The organism is Streptomyces sp. NPDC005262 (assembly GCF_042872425.1).
Classification (GTDB): domain Bacteria; phylum Actinomycetota; class Actinomycetes; order Streptomycetales; family Streptomycetaceae; genus Streptomyces.
The window spans coordinates 64,270-87,951 of record NZ_JBIAKK010000001.1 but is presented as its reverse complement, the minus strand read 5'-3'; the positions used below and the strand labels follow the sequence as shown (position 1 = coordinate 87,951).

Annotated in this window: 18 protein-coding genes; 11 read left to right on the top strand and 7 right to left on the bottom strand. The window is 69.8% G+C overall.

The genetic code is table 11. The features are described from left to right. Positions 1-44: 44 nt before the first annotated feature. Both ACFYP5_RS00365 and ACFYP5_RS00360 read right to left on the bottom strand, forming a co-directional pair. On the bottom strand, positions 45-2,114 hold the full coding sequence (locus tag ACFYP5_RS00365) for an ABC transporter ATP-binding protein (protein WP_389028564.1): 2,070 nt from the start codon (positions 2,112-2,114) through the stop codon (positions 45-47). Then, entirely contained in the window at positions 2,111-4,027 is a 1,917-nt protein-coding gene (locus tag ACFYP5_RS00360) for an ABC transporter ATP-binding protein (protein ID WP_389028561.1), read from the bottom strand. The genes ACFYP5_RS00365 and ACFYP5_RS00360 overlap by 4 nt, the downstream gene beginning before the upstream one ends. Positions 4,028-4,170: 143 nt before the next feature. Between ACFYP5_RS00360 and ACFYP5_RS00355 the strand changes: the two genes are divergently transcribed. From ACFYP5_RS00355 to ACFYP5_RS00340, 4 genes are read left to right on the top strand one after another with little or no spacing between them, the layout of a single operon-like run. Next, on the top strand, positions 4,171-5,103 hold the full coding sequence (locus tag ACFYP5_RS00355; RefSeq protein ID WP_389028559.1) for an ABC transporter ATP-binding protein: 933 nt from the start codon (positions 4,171-4,173) through the stop codon (positions 5,101-5,103). 1 nt (position 5,104) lies between these two features. After that, the gene (locus tag ACFYP5_RS00350) at positions 5,105-5,884 is read left to right on the top strand and encodes an ABC transporter permease (RefSeq protein WP_389028556.1); all 780 of its coding nucleotides are present in this window, start codon (positions 5,105-5,107) and stop codon (positions 5,882-5,884) included. 30 nt (positions 5,885-5,914) lie between these two features. Next, entirely contained in the window at positions 5,915-7,198 is a 1,284-nt protein-coding gene (locus tag ACFYP5_RS00345; protein WP_389028553.1) for a sensor histidine kinase, read from the top strand. Positions 7,199-7,251: 53 nt separating this feature from the next. Then, entirely contained in the window at positions 7,252-7,902 is a 651-nt protein-coding gene (locus ACFYP5_RS00340) for a response regulator (RefSeq protein ID WP_389028551.1), read from the top strand. Between the two features lie 40 nt (positions 7,903-7,942). Here the strand turns inward: ACFYP5_RS00340 and glgX are convergent, their stop codons facing one another. Continuing rightward, positions 7,943-10,207: a glycogen debranching protein GlgX gene (gene glgX, locus ACFYP5_RS00335; RefSeq protein WP_389028548.1), complete on the bottom strand. Its 2,265-nt coding sequence runs from the start codon at positions 10,205-10,207 to the stop codon at positions 7,943-7,945. Positions 10,208-10,359: 152 nt separating this feature from the next. Here glgX and ACFYP5_RS00330 point away from each other — a divergent pair, with 152 nt between their 5' ends. From ACFYP5_RS00330 to ACFYP5_RS00305, 6 genes are all read left to right on the top strand, one after another. Next, positions 10,360-11,619 carry an Ig-like domain-containing protein gene (locus tag ACFYP5_RS00330; protein WP_389028545.1) on the top strand — a complete coding sequence of 420 codons (1,260 nt, stop codon included), beginning with the start codon at positions 10,360-10,362 and terminating at the stop codon, positions 11,617-11,619. A 231-nt stretch (positions 11,620-11,850) separates the two neighbouring features. Further along, complete coding sequence (locus ACFYP5_RS00325; protein ID WP_389028542.1) at positions 11,851-13,104, top strand: Ig-like domain-containing protein; 1,254 nt, start codon at positions 11,851-11,853, stop codon at positions 13,102-13,104. A gap of 87 nt (positions 13,105-13,191) precedes the next feature. Next, positions 13,192-13,959, top strand: a complete 768-nt coding sequence (locus tag ACFYP5_RS00320; RefSeq protein ID WP_388734398.1) for an enoyl-CoA hydratase/isomerase family protein — start codon at positions 13,192-13,194, stop codon at positions 13,957-13,959. 251 nt (positions 13,960-14,210) lie between these two features. Then, on the top strand, positions 14,211-14,726 hold the full coding sequence (locus tag ACFYP5_RS00315) for an ATP-binding protein (RefSeq protein WP_389028539.1): 516 nt from the start codon (positions 14,211-14,213) through the stop codon (positions 14,724-14,726). Positions 14,727-15,148: 422 nt separating this feature from the next. Beyond that, complete coding sequence (locus ACFYP5_RS00310) at positions 15,149-15,985, top strand: polysaccharide deacetylase family protein (protein ID WP_389028536.1); 837 nt, start codon at positions 15,149-15,151, stop codon at positions 15,983-15,985. Next, complete coding sequence (locus ACFYP5_RS00305) at positions 15,985-17,184, top strand: beta-propeller fold lactonase family protein (protein ID WP_389028534.1); 1,200 nt, start codon at positions 15,985-15,987, stop codon at positions 17,182-17,184. Before ACFYP5_RS00310 ends, ACFYP5_RS00305 begins: the two co-directional genes overlap by 1 nt. A 50-nt stretch (positions 17,185-17,234) precedes the next feature. Here ACFYP5_RS00305 and ACFYP5_RS00300 read toward each other — a convergent pair whose 3' ends face one another. Further along, a complete protein-coding gene (locus ACFYP5_RS00300; RefSeq protein ID WP_389028531.1) occupies positions 17,235-17,876 on the bottom strand; it encodes a GNAT family N-acetyltransferase in 642 nt (213 codons plus the stop codon). 140 nt (positions 17,877-18,016) lie between these two features. Between ACFYP5_RS00300 and ACFYP5_RS00295 the strand changes: the two genes are divergently transcribed. Next, positions 18,017-18,232: an EF-hand domain-containing protein gene (locus tag ACFYP5_RS00295; RefSeq protein ID WP_018102550.1), complete on the top strand. Its 216-nt coding sequence runs from the start codon at positions 18,017-18,019 to the stop codon at positions 18,230-18,232. Between the two features lie 320 nt (positions 18,233-18,552). Here the strand turns inward: ACFYP5_RS00295 and ACFYP5_RS00290 are convergent, their stop codons facing one another. The 3 genes from ACFYP5_RS00290 to ACFYP5_RS00280 all read right to left on the bottom strand — a co-directional run bounded on the left by ACFYP5_RS00290 (position 18,553) and on the right by ACFYP5_RS00280 (position 23,623). Continuing rightward, positions 18,553-19,563, bottom strand: a complete 1,011-nt coding sequence (locus ACFYP5_RS00290; protein WP_389028527.1) for a terpene synthase family protein — start codon at positions 19,561-19,563, stop codon at positions 18,553-18,555. Between the two features lie 424 nt (positions 19,564-19,987). After that, a complete protein-coding gene (locus ACFYP5_RS00285; protein ID WP_389028524.1) occupies positions 19,988-20,869 on the bottom strand; it encodes a peptidase S1 in 882 nt (293 codons plus the stop codon). 354 nt (positions 20,870-21,223) lie between these two features. Then, positions 21,224-23,623, bottom strand: a complete 2,400-nt coding sequence (locus tag ACFYP5_RS00280) for a SpoIIE family protein phosphatase (protein WP_389028521.1) — start codon at positions 23,621-23,623, stop codon at positions 21,224-21,226. Between the last annotated feature and the right edge of the window lie 59 nt (positions 23,624-23,682).

The window sequence follows — 23,682 nt, the reverse complement described above, 5'->3', positions numbered from 1 at the left end:
GCCGCCGCGAGAGGCCGACGGGGAGACCGTCACCGCGGTCGGTCTCAGACCAGGCTCTCCCGCCAGGCGCGGTGGAGTCCCGCGAACCGTCCGGTCCCGCCGATGAGTTCGGACGGGAAGCCGTCCTCCACGATTCGGCCGTGCTCCATCACCAGCACCCGGTCCGCGATCTCCACGGTCGACAGCCGGTGGGCGATCACCACCGCGGTGCGGCCGTGCAGCACCGTGTCCATGGCGCGCTGCACCGCCCGTTCGCCGGGGATGTCGAGGGAGCTCGTCGCCTCGTCGAGAATCAGCACCGCCGGGTCGGCGAGCAGGGCGCGGGCGAAGGCGACCAACTGGCGCTGGCCGGCCGAGATCCGCCCGCCTCTCTTCCGTACGTCCGTGTCGTATCCGTCGGGCAGACTGCTGATGAAGTCGTGCGCCCCGATCGCCTTCGCGGCCTGTTCGATCTCCTCGGGGGTGGCGTCCGGGCGGCCGACGGCGATGTTCTCGGCGACCGTCCCGGAGAACAGGAACGCTTCCTGGGTCACCATCACCACACCGCGCCGCAGTTCGGGCGTCGCGAGGTCCCGGAGGTCGGTGCCGTCCAGCAGCACCCGGCCGTCGGTCGGGTCGTAGAACCGGGCCAGCAGTTTCGCGAGCGTCGACTTCCCTGCGCCCGTCGAGCCGACCACGGCCACGGTCTGCCCTGCCGGAATCGTCAGGTCGAAGCGGGGCAGTACCTCGCCGCCCGTTCGGTAGGCGAAGTTCACCGAGTCGAAGACGACGTCCCGGCCCGGCTGCTCACCCGTGCGGGCGGGCAGCTCCCGCGGGTTCGCGGTCTCCGGCACGGTGGGGCTCTGGGCCAGCAGGCCTGCGATCTTCTGCAGCGAAGCCGCGGCAGACTGATAGGAGTTGAGGAACATGCCGAGCCGGTCGATGGGGTCGTACAGCCGCCGCAGATAGAGCACGGCCGCCGCAAGTACGCCGAGTGCGAGAGCGCCGGAGGCGACTCGGTACGCCCCCCACAGCACGATCCCGGCAACCGCCGCGTTGGCGACCAGCCGGGACCCGACGACGTAGCGCGCCATCTCCAGCAGCGCGTTGCCGTTGGTCCGGCAGTGCCGCTGGTTGAGCCCCTCGAACTCGGCGTCGTTGGTGCGCTCGCGGCGGAAGGCCTGGACGGGACGGATTCCGTTCATCGTCTCCGCGAACTTCACGATGACCGCCGCGATCGCCGTGGACCGCGCAGCGAAGATCACACCGGCCCGCCGCTGGTAGAGCCGCACCAGCGCGTACAGCGGTACGAAGGAGAGGACGGCGACCGCACCGAGATCGAAGTCCAGCCACAGGAGCATCAGTGAGATGGATACGAAGGAGAGCACCACGCCGATGAGTTCCTGCAGTCCCTCGCTCAGCAGCTCCCGCAGCGACTCCACATCCGTGGTGGAGCGGGAGATCAGCCGGCCCGAGGTGTAGCGCTCATGGAAGTCCACACTGAGCGCCTGCGCATGGCGGAAGATCCGCCCGCGGAGATCGAGCAGCACGTCCTGGTTGATCCGGGCGGAGGCCTGGATGAACGCGTACTGCATGCTTCCCGCGGCCGTCGAACACAGTGCGTATCCGACGGCCACGGCGATCAGCGGCCCGTAGTCCTTGTCCCGGAACGCCGGAACGCCGCTGTCGATCGCGTACGCGACGAGCAGTGGGCCGGCCTGGACGGCTACCTGCTGGACCAGCAGGAACAGCGCGGCCACCACCACCCGGCCCCTGAGCGGGCCGAGCAGGGAGACCAGCAGGGTGCGGGTGGCGCCGCGGGGCGTGGGCAGGTCGTCCCGGTCGAAGGGGTCCCCGGCCCCGGCGTCGACGGCGGAGCCCGCTTCCGGGCCGGTGGCCTGGACCTTGGTCCGCGGGCCGCCGCCCTGTGCGGTACCTGTCCCCGCACCCCTGCCCTTCACGTCACGGACCTTGATCTCCGTGGCCGCAACCGTGCTCGTGCCCGGGCCGGAGCTCCTGACCGGGTGTGTCACTGCGCCCGTCGTGGTGGCGGCCGTCGGCTCCGGGCCGGGTCCGGAGCGGTTGTCGTCGTCGCCGTCCGTCCCTGTGGGACACCCTGTCGTCGCATCGGTCATCGGGTACTGCCCTCCTCGGCAGGGACGTCCACGGCATGCACGCCGGCATCGGACATGTATGGGGCACTCGCTTCCCCGGTGGTCATGTCGTCGGTGAGTTCAGCGGATTCCGAGCTTCCGGCGCCGGACATCAGCCAGGCGTACTCGGCGTTGCTGCGCAGCAGTTCCTGATGGGTGCCGACCGCGCTGATCCGGCCCTCCGAGAGCAGCGCCACCCGGTCGGCGAGCATCACCGTGGACGGCCGGTGGGCGACCACCACGGCCGTGGTCGATTCCAGTACGCGCCGCAGGGCGGCCTCCACCAGCGTCTCCGTATGCACATCCAGAGCCGAGAGCGGGTCGTCGAGCACCAGGAAGCGCGGCTTTCCGACGACGGCCCGGGCCAGCGCGAGGCGCTGCCGCTGACCGCCGGAGAGGCTGAGCCCCTGCTCGCCGACCTGGGTGTCGACACCGTGCGGCAGGTCGTACACGAAGTCGGCCTGCGCGATCGACAGTGCCCGCCGCAGCTCGTCCTCGCCGGCCCCCTCGGCGCCCATGAGAACGTTGTCCCCGACGCTCGCCGAAAAGAGTGTCGGCTCCTCGAACGCCACGGACACCAGCTCACGCAGCCGTTCGCGCGGCAGGGTGGTGATGTCGGCACCGTCCAGCGTGATCCGCCCGGCGGTGACGTCGTGAAGTCGCGGTACGAGCGCGGTGAGCGTCGTCTTCCCGGATCCGGTGGCCCCGACCAGGGCCATCGTCTCGCCGGGGCGGATCCGTAGATCGATCCGGGTCAGCACGGGTACGGACCCGGCCTCCGCGTCCGGGTAGCGGAATTCGACGCCTTCGAAGACCATCCCGCCGTCCGCGGAAGACTCCGGGAACGACTTCGTGGACGTCACCGCGGACGGCTCCTCGTTCGACTCCCCGGCCGTCTCGCGCTCCTCCGCCACGTCCATCACCTCGAAGAAGCGCTCGGTGGCCGTGGCGGACTCCTGGCTCATCGCCAGCAGGAAGCCGATCGACTCGACCGGCCACCGCAGCGCCAGCGCCGTCGACAGGAAAGCGACGAGCGTGCCCGCCGACAGCCCGCCGTCCGCGACCTGGATCGTGCCGAGCACCAGCGCTGCCCCGATCGCCAGCTCGGGGATGCTGGTGATGAACGCCCAGATGCCGGCCAGCAGCCGTGCCTTGTCGAGTTCCGTACCGCGCAGCCGCTGCGAGAGACCACGGAAGGCCAGGGCCTGGCTGCGATGCCGGCCGAAACCCTTGATGATGCGGATGCCGAGCACGCTCTCCTCGACCACCGTCGTCAGATCGCCGACCTGGTCCTGGGCCTTGCGCGCCACCACCGCGTACTTCGTCTCGAAGACCGAGCAGAGGATCACCAGCGGCACCACCGGTGCCAGCAGCACCAATCCCAGCGTCCACTGCTGCACCAGCAGAATGATGAATCCGGCCAGGATCGTGGTGGCGTTGACCAGCAGGAACGTCAGCGGAAAGGCGAGGAACATACGCAGCAGCATTAGATCCGTGGTGCCGCGCGACAGCAGCTGCCCCGACGGCCACCGGTCGTGGAAGGCCACCGGCAGCCGCTGCAGATGCCGGTACAGGTCGGCCCGCATCGACGCCTCGACGCCCGCCAGCGGCCGCGCCACCAGCCATCGCCGCAGCCCGAAGAGCAGCGCCTCGGCGATGCCCAGCAACAGCAGGTAGAGCGCGCCGAGCCAGACTCCGCCCGGATCGTGGTGCGCGACCGGGCCGTCCACGATCCACTTCAGTACGAGGGGTATCACCAGGCCGAGGCAGGAGGCGACGACCGCCACGGCAGCCGCGCCGAACAGGCGGATCCGTACAGGCTTCACGTAAGGCCACAGCCGCAGCAGGGAGTGCGCGGCGGACCGGTGCTTGGGCTCTACATGGTTTTCGGGCATCAGGGGCGAGCCTACGGTTCACCACTGACATCCCTCATCTGGTTTTCCTCGCCGTCGTACCCGCCGTCAACCGATCGGCTGATGCCGTTTCCAGCGCGATGGACGATGCCGCGCGGGCCCGCCCGGCAGGGACCCTCGTACCCATGGCCATCATCGAAGTGAACGGGGTGCGCAAGGCCTACGCCGGGCGCCCCGCGGTGGACGGAGTGACCTTCGCCGTCGACGAGGGGGAGATCTTCGGGATCCTCGGCCCCAACGGCGCGGGCAAGACCACGACCGTCGAATGCGTGGAGGGACTACGCGTCCCCGACGCCGGCACAGTGCGGGTCGCCGGACTCGACCCTGTCGCCGACCACGGGCCGGTGACGCAACTGCTGGGAGCCCAGCTCCAGGAGAGCGAGCTGCAGGCCAAGCTCACGGTGCGCGAGGCGCTGGAGCTGCACAGCGCCTTCCATCCGCACCCTGCCGACTGGCGGGCCCTGGCCGAACGGCTCGGTCTGCACACCGAGCTCACCACCCGGTTCGCCAAGCTGTCGGGCGGTCAGAAGCAGCGACTGTCCATCGCCCTCGCCCTGGTCGGCAACCCGCGGGTCGTGGTGCTCGACGAGCTGACCACCGGACTTGACCCCCGGGCCCGCCGTGACACCTGGCGACTGATCGAAGAGGTACGGGACAGTGGCGTGACCGTCCTTCTCGTGACCCACTTCATGGAGGAGGCACAGCGGCTCTGCGACCGGATCGCCGTGATCGACAAGGGGAAGGTCGTCGCCCTCGACACCCCGTCCGGCCTGATCAGCAGAGCCGGCAGCACCACCGCCATCTCCTTCACCCCCTCGCAACCCCTCGCCACCGCCGATCTGGCGGAGCTCCCCGGAGCGGCGTCGGCCGAGCAGAAGGGGGGCCGGATCGTCATCAACGGCACCGACGAGACGGTCAACGCGGTGATCTCGCTGCTCGCCCGGCACCGCATCACCGCACACCAACTACGCGTCAGCGAAGCGACCTTGGACGATGCGTTCCTCGACCTCACCGAGACAGAGCCAGAACCCGAAGCAGACAAGGAAACGGCGGCCTGAGATGCCCACCACCTCCCTCGCATCAACCTCTCCGGCCCCTGGCAGCCCCTCACTCGCCGTCCTCAGGTGCGAGACGCGGCTCTTCCTCCGCGAGCCCGGCAGTCTCTTCTGGATCCTCGTGTTTCCCACCGTCCTGATGACGATCCTCGGGCTGGTCCCGTCCTTCCGGCATCCCGACGACGCCCTCGGCGGCCGCCGCGTCATCGACCTGTACGTGCCGGTGGCCGTACTCCTCGCCATGATCATGGCCGGGCTGCAGGCCATGCCGCCCGTCCTCACGGGCTATCGCGAACGCGGCATCCTGCGCCGCATGTCGACCACCCCGGTGCGGCCGTCCGCCCTGCTCACCGCGCAGATCGCGCTCCACGGCGCTGCGGCCCTGGGCTCGGCCGTGCTGGTCATGGCCGTCGGCCGCATCGCCTTCGACGTGCGGCTGCCCGGTCAGCCCGCCGGCTATCTGCTGGCCCTGCTCCTGGCGACCGCGAGCGTTCTCGCCCTCGGGGCGATGGTCAGTGCGCTCTCCGCCACCACCAAGGTCTCCGCCGCGGTCGGCTCGGTCGTCTACCTCGCGATGATGTTCACGGCCGGCGTCTGGGTACCGGTCCAGGCGATGCCGGGCACCCTCCGCCGGATCGTCCAGTGCACCCCGTTCGGCGCGGCCTCCCAAGCACTGGACAGGGCGGCTTCCGGGGGCTGGCCGAGCTGGGCGCATCTGGGGGTGATGGCCCTGTGGACCGCCCTGCTGGCTGCAGCGGCGACCCGTTGGTTCCGGTGGGAGTGACACGGCCGGGGGCCGGGGCAGACTGATCTCATGGGAACGGGGCGCACCGGCCGGAGTGCCGCAGCGGTCACGACGGCCGAGCAGGGGTGGGAACAGTTCTTCCGGTACGGGCCGTACGGTCTGCTCGGGCTGGCCACCGTCGTCTCGGCGATGTCCGCCGACCTCATCATGAGCCGTACCGGGATGTACGTGGCCGGGGTGCTGGTCCCGGTGGCGCTGATGCTCCAGCTCTGGTGGAGCCGGATCCGGCGCCGGCCTGCCGGGCGCTCGTGGGCCCGGTCGGTCTACTTCGTGGTACGCACCGTCCTCGCCTTCGTTCTGACCTGGAGCAACCCGTTCTTCTCCATGTTCGCGCTCCTCGGCTACTTCGACGCGGCGCGCCTCCTCTCCAAGCGGGCCGCTCGCGTCGGGATGCTGGCCACCGCCGTCACCATGGCGGGTTCCCAGTGCGGCAGCGGTTTCCCGCCGGACACACTGACGAACTGGACGGCCTTCGGCATCCTGCTCGCCCTGCACAGCACCCTCGTCCTCGTCTTCGCGCAGCTCGACACCCGGCAGGCCGAGCAGGCCCGTACCCAGCTCGACACCATCGACGAACTGGAGACCGCCAACGCCCGTCTCGAACAGGCTCTGGCGGAGAACGCCGGCCTGCATGCCCAACTCCTCGTCCAGGCCCGCGAGGCAGGGGTCGCCGACGAGCGGAGCCGGCTCGCCGCGGAGATTCACGACACGATCGCCCAGGGGCTGACCGGCATCATCGCCCAGCTCCAGGTGGTCACCTCCACCGCCGGGTCCGATCCTGCGCTGGCCCGTGTGCACCTCGACCGCGCCGCCGCGCTCGCCCGCCACAGCCTCGGCGAGGCACGCCGGTCCGTGAGCAATCTGGTTCCCGCCGCACTGGCCCACGACGACCTCCCCGAGGCGCTCGGGAAGACCGTCGCGAGCTGGGCGGAACGTACGGGTGTACGAGCCGAGTGCACGGTCACCGGCACCGCCGAGCCGCTGCACGACGAGGTCGGCGCCACCCTGCTCCGGATCGCGGAGGAAGCCCTCGCCAACGTCGGCCGTCACTCCGGGGCCACCCGGGTCGGCGTCACGCTCTCCTTCATGGGCGACGAAGTCACCCTGGACGTAAGGGACGACGGTTGCGGCTTCGACCCGGTCGCCCTGCCGCCGTACCGGGGCTCGGACGGCTTCGGCCTCGGCGGTATGCGTGCGCGCGCCGAACGCATGGCGGGAACCGTCGTGGTGGAGTCGGAACCGGGCGACGGAGCGGCAGTCTGCGCCCGCGTCCCGCTGGTTCCTCAGCGATGAACACCGCGTATGCGGGCACCGCGTACCGGAGCAGCGCGTACGGTGGAACCGCCATGGCTGACGGAACCGCACGCACCATCACCCTCATCGTCGTCGACGACCACCCCGTCGTACGGGACGGTCTGCGTGGCATGTTCGAGTCGGCCCCCGGCTTCGAGGTCCTCGGCGAGGCGGCCGACGGCGTCGCGGGAGTCGATCTCGCCGCCCGCCTGGATCCCGACGTCGTCCTGATGGACCTGCGGATGCCGGGCGGCGGGGGAGTCGCGGCAATCGCCGAACTCACCCGGCGCGGTGCCCGCTCCAAGGTGCTCGTCCTCACCACGTACGACACCGACTCCGACACCCTCCCGGCGATCGAGGCGGGAGCCACCGGCTACCTGCTCAAGGACGCACCCCGCGAGGAGCTGTTCACCGCCGTCCGCGCCGCCGCCGACGGCCGCACCGTGCTGTCTCCCGCGGTCGCCTCCCGGCTGATCAGCCGGGTGCGCATGCCCGTCGGCGCCGTCGACCAGTCGCTGTCCGCACGCGAGCGCCAAGTGCTCGAACTCGTCGCCAAGGGCACCTCCAACCGGGGAATCGCCGCCGAACTGTTCATCAGCGAGGCAACGGTGAAGACGCATCTCACGCACATCTTCGGCAAGCTGGGCGTCAAGGACCGCGCCGCGGCCGTCGCGGTCGCGTACGACCGCGGCATCCTCGGCTGAGCTGCCCCCGCCATCCGTACCTTCGCCTCTTCGCCCTCCTTCACTCCCTGACGCGCAGCAGCAGCACCGCCCTCGCCGGTACCGTCAGCACCTCGTTGCCCCGGTGCACCGTCGCCGGTGCGGCCGACTGGTCCTCCTGAGAGGTGTCCAGCACCAGTTCGTACGCCTGCGCCCACGGCGGCCCCGGCAGCCGGAAGCCGATCGGGCGGTCGGCCGCGTGCAGGATCGCCAGGAAGCTGTCGTCGGTGACCTGCTCGCCGCGCGCGTCCCGGCCCGGGATGTCACGCCCGGAGAGATAGAGACCGACCGTCGCGGCCGGTGCGTACCAGTCCGTCTCCGTCATCTCCTTGCCCTGCCGGGTGAACCACGCCAGATCCCGCAGCCCGTCCGCGGCCTGCGCCCGGCCGGAGAAGAACGCCCGGCGGCGCAGCACCGGATGGGTGTGGCGCAGCGTGAGCAGCCGGGCCGTCAGCTCGGTCAGCTCCCGCCACTGGGGCTGGTCGAGCAGGGACCAGTCCAGCCAGCTCACCTCGTTGTCCTGGCAGTACGCGTTGTTGTTGCCGCCCTGCGTCCGGCCCATCTCGTCGCCCGCGACCAGCATCGGCACCCCGGTCGACAGCAGCAGTGTGGTGAGCAGATTGCGCAGCTGGCGGCGGCGCAGTGCGTTGACGCCGGGGTCGTCGGTCCCGCCCTCGGCGCCGCAGTTCCAGGCCCGGTTGTCCGACGTGCCGTCCCGGTTGCCCTCTCCGTTGGCCTCGTTGTGCTTCTGCTCGTAGCTGACCAGGTCGCGCAGGGTGAAGCCGTCGTGCGCGGTGATGAAGTTGACCGAGGCGTACGGCCGGCGGCCGCCCCATGCGTAGAGATCGCTGGATCCGGTCAGCCGGTAGCCCAGATCCCGCACATCGGGCAGGGCGCCGCGCCAGAAGTCCCGCACGGCGTCCCGGTAGCGGTCGTTCCACTCGGTCCACAGCGGCGGGAACGCGCCCACCTGGTAGCCGCCGTTGCCGACGTCCCACGGCTCGGCGATCAGTTTCACCCGGCGCAGCACCGGGTCCTGGGCGATCACCGCGAGGAACGGGGACAGCATGTCGACGTCGTGCATCGAGCGGGCCAGCGCCGCCGCCAGATCGAACCGGAAGCCGTCGACGCCCATCTCCGTGACCCAGTACCGCAGCGAGTCCGTGATCAGCCGCAGCACGTGCGGCTGCACCACGTGCAGGGTGTTGCCGCACCCGGTGTAGTCGGCGTATCTACGGGCGTCGGACTGGAGCCGGTAGTAGCCGCGGTTGTCGATGCCGCGCAGTGACAGCATCGGCCCCAGCTCGCTCGCCTCCGCCGTGTGGTTGTAGACCACGTCGAGGATCACCTCGATCCCGGCGTCGTGCAGCGCCCGCACCATCCGTTTGAACTCGCCGACCTGCTGGCCTCCCGTACCGCTGGCCGAGTAGTCCGCGTGCGGGGCGAAGTAGCCGATCGAGTTGTAGCCCCAGTAGTTGTGCAGCCCGCGCCGGAGCAGATGGTCCTCATGGGCGAACTGATGGACCGGCAGCAGTTCCACCGCCGTCACCCCGAGCCGCTGCAGATGGCCGATGGCCGCCGGATGAGCGAGACCGGCGTACGTGCCGCGCAGCTCCTCGGGGATCCCCGGGTGCAGTTTGGTGAAGCCGCGCACATGCAGCTCGTAGATGACGGAGTCCGCCCACGGGGTCTTGGGCCGCCGGTCCTCCGCCCAGTCGTCGTCGTCGTGGACGACGACACCCTTGGGCACGAACGGAGCGGAGTCCCGTTCATCGCGCACAGTGTCGGCGACGTGCTGCTGCGGCCAGTCCCTCACATGGCCGTACACCTCGGCCGGCAGGGTGAACGAGCCGTCCACGGCCCGTGCGTACGGATCGAGGAGCAGCTTCGCCGCATTCCACCGGGCACCCGTCCATGGGTCCCAGCGGCCTTGCACCCGGTAGCCGTACCGCTGACCCGGCCGCACGCCCGGCACGAAGCCGTGCCACACCTCATGGGTCAGCTCGGTCAGCGGAAGGCGCGTCTCGTTCCCTTCCTCGTCGAAGAGGCAGAGCTCGACGGCCTCGGCGCCGCGCGCCCAGAGTGCGAAGTTGGTGCCCGCCACCCCGTCGGGGCCCACCCGGAAGCGGGCCCCGAGCGGCATCGGAGCACCGGGCCACACGGCCTGCTGCTGCCCACCGGAGGGGAGCAGCCCGCTCGCCGGGCCGGTCCCCGCCTCTTCCGCCGTCCGCTCCACCGCCTCCCCGACCGGCCCTGGCACTGTCTCCTGCTCGGCTGCGCTCGACACTCTCAGCCTCCCGCGGCTCGTCCGGACCCGGCACCGAAGAGGAGCGCACGGCGTCCCGGCCGTGGCTCCTCGAGTGTGGTCCTCCCTCTGTTCTGCCCAGGGCAGGGCCCGCACTCACGTTTCCCCTCGGCGGCTCCGGTCGTTGGGGGAGCGTGAACCACAACGCGAAGAAGGCGGGAGCCAGCCCGGCCACCGTGCTGACATGGGCAGGACTGCTCGCCGTACTGGCCGTACTGACAGGCTGCACCGACTCGGAACCATTCATCAACGGGAAGCCGGGGTCGTCGCCGTACGCGATCAGGATCACCCCGCAGGACGGGGCCCGGGACATCAGGCCCGACGCCCGGGTCGAGGTGAAGGTTCCCGACGGGCGGCTGGAGCACGTCAAGGTGACGCAGATCGAGGTCGCGGAGCAGCCCGCGAACGCAGATCGGAGCAAGGACGCGGGGCAGCGCGAGATGCGGGGCCTGATCTCGCAGGACGGCCTCTCCTGGACCCCGCGCGGCGCCTCGGGCCGGCTCAGCCTGGCCGCCAGGTACAGCGTCGACGTGGTGGCCCTGGACGGGGCGGGACGCCGCTCGGCCCGCCACTCCACCTTCACCACCGTGGTCCCGCAGCATCGCTTCACCAGTAGCTTCGAGCCGGACGAGCCGGCGACGGTCGGCACCGGCATGATCGTTTCCTTCCGCTTCGACCGCGTCATCAAGAACCGTGCGGCGGTGCAACGGGCCATCCGGATCACCGCCGAGCCTGCGGTCGAGGTGGTGGGGCACTGGTTCGGCGGCAACCGGCTGGACTTCCGCCCGGCTGCCTACTGGAAGCCGGGCACCGAGGTCACTGTCGCGGTGGCGCTGCACGATGTGGAGGAAGCGCCAGGTGTGTTCGGCACCCAGCGGAGGACGGTCACCTTCACGGTGGGCCGCTCGCAGGTGTCCAGGGTGGACGTGGCCGACCACACCATGGAGGTACGCCGCGACGGCCGGCTGCTGTCCAAGGTCCCGATCACGGCGGGCGCCCCGGCCACGAGCACCTACAACGGGAAGATGGTGGTCACGGAGATGCAGGAGGTGACCCGGATGGACGGCCGGACCGTCGGCTTCGGCGGTGAGTACGACATCAAGGACGTTCCGCACGCCGTGCGGATCACCGACTCCGGCACCTTCGTGCACGGCAACTACTGGGCGGGCGGCGGCGTCTTCGGCTCGGCGAACGTCAGCCACGGCTGTGTCGGGCTGCGGGATGTGAAGGGCGGCGGCGGGGACACCCCGGCCGGCTGGTTCTTCGACCGGACGATCGTCGGGGACGTGGTCGAAGTCGTCCACTCCGAGGACGAGGAGGTCGCGCCGGACAACGGTCTGGGCGGCTGGAATCTGAACTGGATCCAGTGGAAGGCGGGCTCCGCGCTCCACTGACCCGGATCGGCAGGACTCGCACCGGACACCCCCGCGCAGCGCTTCGAACCATGTGTCACCTGGGAAAGTTCCACCTCAACTTGGGACTGAACGGTGACATCCGAGAGGGGATCTCGCCATGGTCGGTGTGGTTATCTTTCGCTGAGCGCGCATGAGTAGCGCGCGGGGGTGGGAGCCTGCGGGCTCCCTGGGCCTTGGCGGGGCCGGGCCGTGTGAGGGGAGACGACCACATTGAACGGGCAGCCGATATCGGGGACATCGGTCGGGACGAACGGCGGGCGGCGTGGTCGGGGGGCCACCGGACTGCTGGCTCTGGTGCTGGGAGCGTTGCTGCTGCTGGTGACGGCATGCGGCGGGGGAGACACCGACGCCGGGAGCAAGGGCAAGAACACCGGCGGGGGCAGGAGCGAGGACACGACCGCCTCGCAGGCGGTCGTGACCGTCGCGCCGAAGGACGGCGCCGACTCCGTCGCCACCAGCGGGGCGCTGAAGATCTCCGCCGATCAGGGCAAGCTGACCACGGTCAAGGTGGCCGACCCCAAGGGCACCGAGGTCGAGGGCAAGATCGCGGCGGACGGTACGAGCTGGGAGCCCGAGCAGCACCTGGCCGCGGCGACGAAGTACAGCGTCCACGCGGTCGCCAAGGACTCCAAGGGCCGTCAGTCGGCGAAGGACACCACTTTCACCACCCTGGTCCCGAAGAACACCTTCATCGGGCAGTACACGCCGGAGGACGGCTCGACGGTGGGCGTCGGCATGCCGGTCTCGATCCACTTCACTCGCGGCATCACCGACCCGGACGCCGTCGAGAAGGCCATCGAGGTGACGGCGGAGCCGTCCGTCCCCGTCGAGGGTCACTGGTTCGGTAACGACCGTCTCGACTTCCGCCCCGAGAACTACTGGGCGGCGGGCACCAAGGTGACGGTGAAGCTCAACCTCGACGGGGTCGAGGGACGCCCGGGGGTCTACGGCAAGCAGGCCAAGTCGATCTCGTTCACCATCGGCCGCCGGCAGGTCAGCACGGTCGACGCGAGCACGCACCGGATGAAGGTCGTCCGCGACGGCAAGGAGATCAGGAACATCCCGATCTCCGCGGGCGCCCCGGCGACCACCACGTACAACGGACAGATGGTCATCAGCGAGAAGCTCAAGGTGACCCGGATGAACGGTGACACCGTCGGCTTCGGCGGCGAGTACGACATCAAGGACGTGCCGAACGCGATGCGGCTGTCCACGTCGGGCACGTTCATCCACGGCAACTACTGGGGCGGGCCCGGCGTGTTCGGCTCGACCAACACCAGCCACGGCTGCGTCGGTCTGCAGGACGTACGCGGTGGCTGGAGCAAGACGACCCCGGCGGCCTGGTTCTTCAACCACTCGATCATCGGCGACGTCGTGGTCGTGAAGAAGTCCCAGGACAAGACGATCCAGCCGGACAACGGTCTCAACGGCTGGAACATGAGCTGGGCCGAGTGGACCAAGTAGTTCCTGGCGTACGACACGACGGCGGGCCCGGTGCTGTGACCAACGGCACCGGGCCCGCCGTCGTTAGCGCCGGTTAACCTGCCTCCCATGACCGTAACCCTCGAAGCAAGCGACGGCGTCGGCACGATCCGGCTGGACCGCCCGCCCATGAACGCCCTGGACGTCGCCACCCAGGACCGGCTGCGTGAACTCGCCGAGGAGGCGACCCGGCGCGACGATGTGCGCGCCGTCGTCCTCTACGGCGGCGAGAAGGTGTTCGCGGCGGGCGCGGACATCAAGGAGATGCAGGCGATGGACCACACGGCGATGGTCGTACGGTCCAAGGCGCTGCAGGACTCCTTCACCGCGGTGGCCCGGATCCCCAAGCCGGTCGTCGCCGCGGTCACCGGCTATGCGCTCGGTGGTGGCTGCGAACTGGCGCTCTGCGCCGACTTCCGGATCGCCGCCGACAACGCCAAGCTGGGCCAGCCCGAGATCCTGCTCGGTCTGATCCCCGGCGCGGGTGGCACCCAGCGACTGGCCCGGCTGGTCGGCCCGTCCAAGGCCAAGGACCTGATCTTCACCGGCCGCCACGTGAAGGCCGAGGAGGCCCTGACGATCGGTCTGGTGGACCGGGTGGTGCCGGCGGCCGAGGTGTACGAGCAGGCGCACGCCTGGGCCGCGCGGCTGGCCAAGGGGCCCGCCCTGGCGCTGCGCGCCGCGAAGGAGTCCATCGACGCGGGGCTGGAGACCGACATCGACACCGGGCTCACGATCGAGCGGAACTGGTTCGCCGGTCTGTTCGCCACGGAGGACCGTGAGCGCGGTATGCGCAGCTTTGTCGAAGAGGGTCCGGGCAAGGCCAAGTTCCTCTGACCGAAGGTCAGTTGGGCACAGACGGCCGTGGGTTCATCCGTGCGGGCGGATTAGCTGAGCCTTAAGGCAACCTTAAGGCTCAGCACTCCGGTGATCGTGGCAATCCCGCTCGGGCGGCACATACGTGCAGGTCGGAAAGGGTGTCGAGAGGTGCATTCTGCCGCTGGCATATGCCTACCGACCTGCACGGAATGCCTTATTCCGGGGGTGGGATTCCCGGGGAACGGCCCCGGAGTGCCCGCCGTGCGGCCATGATGGTGTGCATGGCGGGCCTGGAGGGTGTGGAACAGCCGCGACAGCGCGGCGGTGCGACTGCGGCACGCTGGATGTCGGCGGTCGAGGACGAACAGGCGTTCAAGGCGCTGGAGTTGTTCGGAAATCCGACGGAGGGTGAGGTCCGGCTGCCGTCCCGTCCGGAGTCCGCGGCGACCGCTCGCCGGCTCACCTCGTGCGTGGTGCTTCGGCAGTGGGCGCTTTCCCCGCTGACTGCCGAGCATGCCGTTCTGCTCGTTTCGGAACTCGTCGGCAACGCGGTGCGCCACACCGGTGCCCGTATCTTCGGGCTCCGGATGCTGCGCCGCCGCGGCTGGATCAGGATCGAGGTGCGCGACCCCTCGCGCGGACTGCCGTGTCTCATGCCGGTCCAGGAGATGGACATCAGCGGCCGCGGCCTCTTCCTCGTCGACAAGCTCTCCGACCGGTGGGGCGTGGATCTGCTGCCGCGCGGCAAGACCACCTGGTTCGAGATGCGGATCTCCGACCGCTGAGGGGCAGGCCTGCCGGGCCCCCGCCTTCCGCCCGACCGCCCGGACCACGCACAGAAGCCCCCGGTCTGCCGTGGTGCGGCGCCTCGGGGGCTTCTGTGTGGGGACCGTGAAATGGGGGGTGTGTTCACGGCCGCGTAAGACGACCTGGCCCGGGTCAATGGGGGTCGTGGAACCGACTATGGCAGATGGGCGACCACGGAGCCAAAAGCGCTAATCCGCCGGAATCGACTAAACCGGGACATTTTAACGGTGAATCGTAGGTGTGATGAGTCACTGGCCTGGCAATGCATGAATGACTATGTGGTTCCGCGGGTGATTCATCGAGGAGCCGGGTGCCTTGTGGCATGCTCCGAGCTCCTCTGAATCGTTATGAATGGGGTCAATTTCTATCTTCCTGGCATTGCGCCCCTACTGTTCTGCCCATGAACGCCTCCGAGACATCGGTGCACCGCCGCGGCGCTCTGCGTGCGGGCGCAGGGGCGGCCCTGGCCGGCGCCCTCGCGGCCGGATGTACGGAGGGACACGACCCCGCCGCCACTTCCACGAAGGCCTCTGCCGAGACACCCGCGGACGCCCCCGCACAGGCCACCGGCAAGAGCGACGCGGGTGCGCGGCCCCCGGCCCCGCGACCCGCGCCGGCCCCGCACCGCTTCCCCGGACAACCGGTCCAGATCGACCACGGCCCCCGCAACCGCGCCCGGGTCGCACTGACCTTCCACGGCCAGGGCGACCCGGCTGTCGCCCGGGCCGTGCTCGCAGAGGCGGAACGTGCTCACGCCCGGATCACCGTCCTCGCCGTCGGCAGCTGGCTCGACGAGCACCCCGACATGGCCCGCCGGATCCTCGACGGAGGGCATGACCTCGGCAACCACACCCAGAGCCATGTCGACATCTCGGCGATGGGTGAGGCGGCGGCGTACGCGGAGATCACCGGCTGCGCCCAGCGGCTGCGCCGGCTCACCGGCTCCATCGGAACCTGGTTCCGCCCCTCGCGCAGCCGGTACGCCACCCCGCTGGTCCAGCGACTCGCGCGCAGGGCGGGCTACCCGCACGTCCTCTCGTACGACGTGGACTCCCTCGACTTCACCTCTCCAGGCGCCGCGGCCGTCACCCGCAAGGTCGCCGGGGAGATCCGCAACGGATCGGTGGTGAGCCTGCACTTCGGCTACGCGGACACGGTTTCCGCGCTGCCTGTCCTCCTCGCCGAGATCGACCGCCGTCAACTGCGTGCGGTGACGACTACGGAGCTGCTGACCTGATGATTCCCTCCACCAAGCGCACGGGCGCCCTGCTCGGGGGCGTCCTCATCGTCCTCCTCGCGGCCTGTGGCATCCCCGCCGAGAAGGGGAAGCCACAGGCCGACGACACCGAGGCCGCCGCCCGGCCCGTAGTCCCGAACAACGCCACCCCGGAGCGCGTCACCCCGGCCGGGCTCGCGGGGATGCCGCCGGTGCTCGATCCCAAGGACGTGTACGCGGCCGACCGGGCCGGAATGCTGTCACCGGTCGTCAAGACCTTCCCGGCGCGCGTGTACGTACCCAACACCAAGTCCGACACCGTGTCGGTCATCGACCCGAAGACGTACAAGGTCATCGAGACCATCCGGGTCGGCCACCAGCCGCAGCACGTGGTCCCGTCCTGGGACCTGAAGACGCTCTGGGTCAACAACGACCTCGGCGACAGCCTCACGGCCATCGACCCGGCCACCGGGAAGGCCGGCCGGACGGTCGCGGTCTCCGACCCGTACAACCTGTACTTCACGCCGAACGGCAAGTACGCCGTCGTGATGGCCTCGATGGACCGGCAGCTGGTCTTCCGCGACGCGCACACCATGAAGAAGGCCAGGACGGTCCCGGTCGACTGCGCGGGCGTCAATCACGCCGACTTCTCCACGGACGGCCGGTACTTCATCGTCTCCTGCGAATTCTCCGGCGAACTCCTCAAGGTCGACACGGCGAGGATGAAGGTCGTCGGCCGGCAGAAGCTGCCGCTCAAGGGCGCGATGCCGCAGGACGTGAAGCTGTCGCCGGACGGCGGGACGTTCTACATCGCGGACATGATCGCGAACGGCATCTGGGTGCTGGACGGGAAGAAGTTCACCGGACCGAAGCTGCTGCGCACCGGCAAGGGCGCCCATGGTCTGTACGTCGGTCGCGACTCCAAGGAGATGTACGTCACCAACCGGGGTGAAGGCTCCATCTCCGTCTTCGACTTCGCGAAGAGGAAACTGACGAAGAAGTGGCACCTGCCGAACGGCGGCAGCCCCGACATGGGCGGCGTCTCGGCGGACGGCAAGGTCCTCTGGCTTTCCGGGCGTTACAACGCAGAGGTGTACGCGATCGACACGGCCACCGGCAAGCAGCTCGCCCGTATTCCGGTGGGCAGCGGACCTCACGGACTCGCCGTCTATCCGCAGCCGGGCCGCTACTCGCTGGGCCACACCGGAGTCTTCCGCTGATCGCCCCGGCCACCCCGGCGTCCTCCGGCCATCCGCCGAGGGCCCGCGGGTCAGCCCGCGATCAGCAGGGCCTCCGAGCCCACCGGCCGATAGCCCGCCGCCTGGAACGTCCGCACACTGCGGGCGTTTCCCGGCGACTGCTGCGCCCACACCACCGTGTCCGGCACCAACTGCCGGGCCGCTCGCGCCAGTCGCTCCCCGAGCCGTCGGCCGCGCGCCTCCTCGGCCACCTCGATCGCCGTCTCCCAGCGTCCGGCGACCCCACGGCCCAGAATCAGCACACCGCCGTCGGCGGCCCAGACCCGCACCTCGTCGCGGTACTTCATGGCCCGTGCAACCCGCGGATGTTCCGGGTCCTCGATCTCGCGGAGCCCGATGTCCGGGGCCCCCGGCAGCGCGCCCGCGACCGTCAGCAGATCGATGGTGTTCATGTGCCGTCCGGTACGGGCGAGCAGTGCGCCCAGGAAGTACGGGTTCATCGTCGCGGCGAGCGGATCACCGGGGGTGGCGGCCAGCGTGGCCCGCACCCATGCCGGATCCTCGTCGGTGAACACCACCGAGTGCGCGGTGAAGGCCAGCACCCCGGCGTCCCGTGCGTTCGGCTGCGCCACCACCGTCGTGCCCCCGTCCGGTGGGGGGAACCGTCCGTCGGCGGCAGCTGTCAGGGTCTGAGCCAGTGCGTCCTTCGTCAAGCGTCCCACTCCCCGGTCCCGGACCTCGCCCGCCGTCCGCGGACACCCCACCCATGATGGACGACCGGCCGCCGCGATCGGCGCCGGTCGCGCCCGTTAATCTGGCCCCCGTCAGTTAGGCATGATGAAGGGGCGGAACAGTGGCGGACATCGAGTCGGCACGCAAGGCTTTCGAGCGGTACGACCTGAACGGCGACGGGCTGATATCGGCCGCCGAGTACAAGAGCGTGATGGCTCAGCTGGGTGACCCGTACGTCACCGAGCCGGTGGCCCAGGCCGTCATCAACTCCCACGACGCGAACGGTGACGGTCTGCTCACCTTCGACGAGTTCTGGGCTGCCCAGAACAAGGGCTGATCGCCGGGAGGACCCCCGGCCGTGGTCGGCCGGGGGCCGCCGGACGCGTAGCTCCTCAGCACCGCTCAGCTCGCCGGACCGAACACGTCCGCCAGGTGGCCCACCTGCGGGACGGCTCAGGGACCTGTCCGTCCGCGGCGGCCGCACCTACCTCGGGCGGCCGGATCGGCCGGCGCCTGTCCCGCGTGCGCTGCCGCCGGAGGGCGCCGGTGACGGAACCGGCGCCCCTGGACGACCGCCTGGGCGAGGGCCTTCCTTCGGATGAGGCCGGATCGGACCGGTCCGGATCCGGCCTGGCCCGGTGCCCCGTTCCCGGCGGGTCAGGCGGCGAAGTTCCGGGACAGGGAGTGCTGTTCGTCGACCTCCATCAGGTCGGGGCGGGTGTACCGCTCCGCCCGTGCGTGGTAGTCGAAGTCCCCGCGGACGAGCCCCCGGTAGTCCTGGACGCAGCGCTCGAGGGCGGCGCGTGCCGGGCCGTCGATGCGTGCGGCCTCTATCTCCTCGACGATTTCCTTTTCCGCTCGCTGCACCCGGTCGGCGATCCTCGCCAGCCATGTCCCGGCCTCGTCGACGGCCTCCTGCAGCGTGCCGCTGCGATCCCGCTGAATGAGCCGGACGGTATTGTGCTCGTAACCGAGCACGGCCTCTTTCTCAAATGAACAGATGTCGTTGCAGAGGCCCGAGTGATCGGCCACCGCATTGCGCAGTGCGATGTACGCGGGAAGGGATCGGGCGGATTCCGGGAGATCTATTCCGGCAGTGATTTCGTGCAGGTCGAGGAACGGCTGCATGGCCACCGAGTCACGGCGGTGCTTCACGAAGTCGGCGGTGCTCGGCACATGGCCCGCGGCCCGGTCGACGGCCTCCGCGTAGTACGTCCACAGCCATCCGACGGTGTCCCGGCGGAACTGCCGGACCCAGCGCGGCGACCTCCCCTCGCAGGTCCGCATCATCAGACCGTCGAGAGCGTGCTCCATGGGGCCGTTCGGCGCACTGGTTCCGTCCAGTACGTCCACCAGTCGGGCGATGGCCTCCTCGCACAGGTGCGGGTCGCGGCCGGCCGGGCCGTCGTCGAACTCGTCGTCCACCAGGAAGGCCCAGAAGAGCCACTGGCAGAAGAGGTCGAGGTGCTCCTGCGAGGCGGCCGGGAATATCAGGGATATCCAGAGCTCCGGGCGTGTCCGGATCATCTTCTTCTGAGCCACCGGAGACAGGACGAGATCGTTTTCGGCCGCCCACTCCCAGGTGGCTTGTTTGGTTGCCTGAATACCTGGATTGCAGCCCGTGCTCTCGAACGGCATGTGGAATTCTGGAAGCGTGATTTTGCTCATGGTGCCCCTCGTCTGAACGTTGCGAACAGGGAATGGGAATGAGTCGCTTTCACGAATCAGTGCAGGCGCGCGGGCGATCGATTCCGGGAGAGCTCATCGCTGTCCTCTTTCCTCCGCCGGGGCCGGGGCTTCGGAGCCGGGCCGGTTGGCCACGGCGGCGGACCGCATACGGACAGCGATCGCGTCACCACTCGTCACATCCAGTGAACCCTGGGAGAGCGGTGGATGGAAGCATTTTGTGACCGAAACTGCTTGATCGCCACGAACGCCTGCTCACTTATGAGCAGTTGGTGAACTGGTGAGTCGAGCGACTCACCGGCCAAGGTGTCGGCTCCGGCCGGATCGCCCGGGAGCCGTCCCCGCCACGACAGGCAGGTGGAGTGCCCTCGTCCGGACAACCCCGAGCCCGGACGAGGGCCAGGGATCAGGACAGGGCGAGCTCGGTGACGTTGTCATCCTCGTGGACCCAGGCGGCGGTCAGGCTGCCGTCCTTCACGTATGCCCTGCCGTTGCCCTTGAGGACGCCGATGCGGTTCCCGGAGAGCGCGATCTGAATGACGTTGTCCGCCTCGTGGGCCCAGGCGGCGCTGAGACGGCCGTCCTTCACGTACGCCTTGCCGTTGTCCTTGAGGATGCCGATGCGGTCGCCGGAGAGCTCGAGCTGGATGACGTCGCTGCCCTCCCTCGCATACGTGGCCTTGAGGCTGCCGGCCTTCACATACGCCCTGCCGTCGCCCGTGAACACCCCGATCCGGTCGCCCGCCAGGTCGATGTCGACGATGTCGCCGCCCTCGTAGGCCCAGGCGGCGTGGAGGCCGCCGTCCTTCACGAACGCGTCGCCGTTGCCCTGGACGATGCCGATGCGGTCGCCGGACAGCTCCAGCTCCTTCACCTTGGCGGCTTCGTGGACCCAGGCGGCGGTCAGACTGCCGTCCTTCACGTAGGCGTCGCCGTTGTCCTTCAGGACGCCGATGCGGTTGCCGGAGAGCGCGATCTGCTTGACGTTCGAGGCTTCCTTGACCCAGCCGGCGTTGAGGCCGCCGTCCTTCACGTACGCGTCGCCGTTGCCCTTGAGGACACCGATGCGGTCGCCGGAGAGCGCGATCTGCTTGATGCTGGCGCTCTCCAGGGTCCAGATGGCACTGAGGCCGCCCTCCTTGACGTGCGCGTCGCCGTCGGACTGCACCGTTCCGATGCGGTTGCCGCCGTTGCCCGAGACCGTTCCGGGCGCCGCTGCGGCGGATCCGGCCCCGATGAGACCGGCGACGGTGAGCGCAGCGGCGACGGTGAGCATTCTGGATTTCATTGATGGTTCTCCATCGAGTCGGCCGGGGAACCACGGGACGGTCCCCGAAGTGGAATTCCTCGCAAGATCAACGACCGGCGCGGAAAGATGATGTGCACCGTCACCCGGTCAGAGGGCGTGCGCCGGGCGCACATGCCACGGGCAGCGGGATCCGCAGTGCCGCGTTCATCCGTATGCCGGGCATCCGGCGGATGCGGGCGGGGCGGCGGATGCTGACCGAGACGCCGACCGGGCAGAACGAGTCTCCGCACCGAAGCGCGGGAACGTCGCCGCCCGGTGCGCACCTGGCCCACCCGGTCGGGAGCCACGGTGTACTGGTCGTGCCGGTGCCCTGCCGGCGTCGGGGCCGACGGTTCAGGGCAAGGCCTGTTCCGCCCAGATGGTTTTTCCTCGGGCGGTGAAGCGGGTACCCCAGCGGCCGGCCAGTTGCGCGACGAGGTAGAGGCCGCGGCCACCTTCGTCGGCGAGATCCGCCTGGCGCAGGTGGGGGGCTGTGCTGCTGTCGTCGGTGACTTCGCAGATGAGGGTCCGGTCCCGTATCAGGCGTTGCCGGACGGGGCCGGTGGCGTAGCGGATGGCGTTGGTGACCAGCTCGCTCACCAACAGCTGGGTGGTGAAGTCGAGTTCGTGCAGTCCCCAGGTCGCCAACCGCCGGCTGGTGAGGCTGCGGGCGTTGGTGACGACGGACGGGTCGTTGGGGAGCGTCCAGGACGCGACCTGGTCGGCGGCGAGGGCGCGGGTACGGGCCAGGAGCAGGACGACGTCGTTGTCGTGCGTGGTGGGGCGCTGGGCACGGATGATGGCGTCGCAGGTTTCCTGGAGTGCGGGGAGCGGGTTGCCCAGGACGCGGCGCAGTCGGGTCAGGCCCTGTTCCGGATCGCTGTCGTGGGTTGTGATGAGGCTGTTGGTGAACAGGGCGAGGGTGCTGCCCTCGGCGATTTCCAGCTCGCTCGTCTGGAAGGGCGGGCGGCCGCTTCCCAGTGCCGGTCCGGCGGGAATGTCAGGTATGCCCACCAAGCCGTGGGGCGAAGCGATGACGGGGGCGGGGTGGCCGGCGCGTGCCAGCGTGCAGCGCCGGGAGATCGGGTCGTAGACCGCGTACACACAGGTGGCGCCGATCGCCTGTTCGCGCGTCGGGTGCGTGCGGGTCGAGGGTGCGCCGCGGCCGGCAGTGCCCGTCACCAGGTCGTCGAGGTCCGCGAGCAGTTCGTCGGGGGCCAGGTCCTGGGCGGCCAGGGTGTTGATGGCGGTGCGCAGTTGGCCCATGGCGGCGGCGGCATGCATGCCGTGTCCTGGCACGTGTCCGACGACGAGTGCCACGCGAGCCCCGGAGAGTGGGATCACGTCGTACCAGTCTCCTGCGGCGGCGGACACGTGGTGCAGGGCGACTTCGACGGCGTTCTGGGCAGGGAGGGCCTCCGGCAGCAGGCTGGAGCGCAGGATGAGGGCGGAGGTGCGTTCACGGGTGTACCGGCGCGCGTTGTCGATGCACAGGGCGGCCCTGGCGCCGAGATCCGCCGTGAGGGCGAGGATGTCCTCCTCGAACGGGTCCGGTGTCGCGGTCCGGTAGAAGCTGGCCAGACCGAGGACGACCCCGCGGGCGGTGAGCGGTACGACCATGAGCGAATGGGCCCCGGTCCGGTGGATCAGCTCGGCGCGCACGGTGTCGTGCATGGCCCACTCGCTGTCGATCTTCAGGTGCTGAACGAGGCGGGGTCGCAGATCGGTCAGGCAGTCCCGGAAGGACCGGGGATACGAATGGTTCACCTCTCCGACACGGTAGGCGACCGATGCCTGTTCCCCTTCGGTCGACTTGAATGCCGCCCGTCGCAGCATGGCGTGGGAGCTCACCGGACCGGGTCGTGGGGCCTTCCCCTGCAGTACTTCGTCGACGATGTCCACGGCGGCGATGTCGGCCAGGCTCGGCACCGCGACCTCGACCAGCTCCTCGCACGTCGTCCCCACGTCCAAGGTGGTACCGATGCGTGTGCTCGCGTCGAGCAGCAGGTCCAGGCCCGCGCGAGCCCGATGCCGCTCGGAGATGTCGGTCGATGCCGCCAGCAGGCCGAGGACGTCCCCGGCGCGGTCCTGGAGGCGGTAGAGCGAGACGGAGTAGATGTGCTCGTGATCGGGGTCGGTGGGTGGCCGCCCGACGTGCTCGACGTCGATCACGGGTCGACCCGTGTCCAGGACGTCCCGCAGCATCCGCTCCAGCGCATCGTCGACCAGACCCGGTGCCACCTCGCGAATCGGCCGGCCGATGACCTCGTCGCCCAGCAGACCGCGCACACCCGGCGCGGCTGAGTTGAACCGCATGAGCCGCAGTTCGGGATCAAGGACCTGCAGGCCGAGCGGGGACTGGGTCAGCACCGCGCGCAATATCGCGCTGTCGATACCCGGCCGGACGGAACTCCCGGCCGGGGTCAGAAGCACGGACCACCACACGGCACCGCCCTCACCCACCACGGGCCACACCTGGATGCCGACCGAGAGTCCCTGCCCGGACCGATGGCGGACGGCTGGCTCACCGGCGCACCTCCTCGCCTCGGAGGCCCCCGGCTCCCTGTGCTCGCCGGGCGCGGTCAGCAGGATCGGCACCCGGCGCCCCAGCACTTCCTCGGCCGCATAGCCGAGCAGTGCCTGTGCCTGCGAACTCCACTCGACCACGATCCCGTGGTCGTCCACCACCAGCCCCGCGCCCTGAGCGGCAAAGGACCCGTCCTGGCAACCGGCGGAGTCATGACGTGTGCTCATCCGTGCCAGTGCCTCCTTACGGACAACACCTCGGCGCACCCCCGGCCACGCCGGGTCCA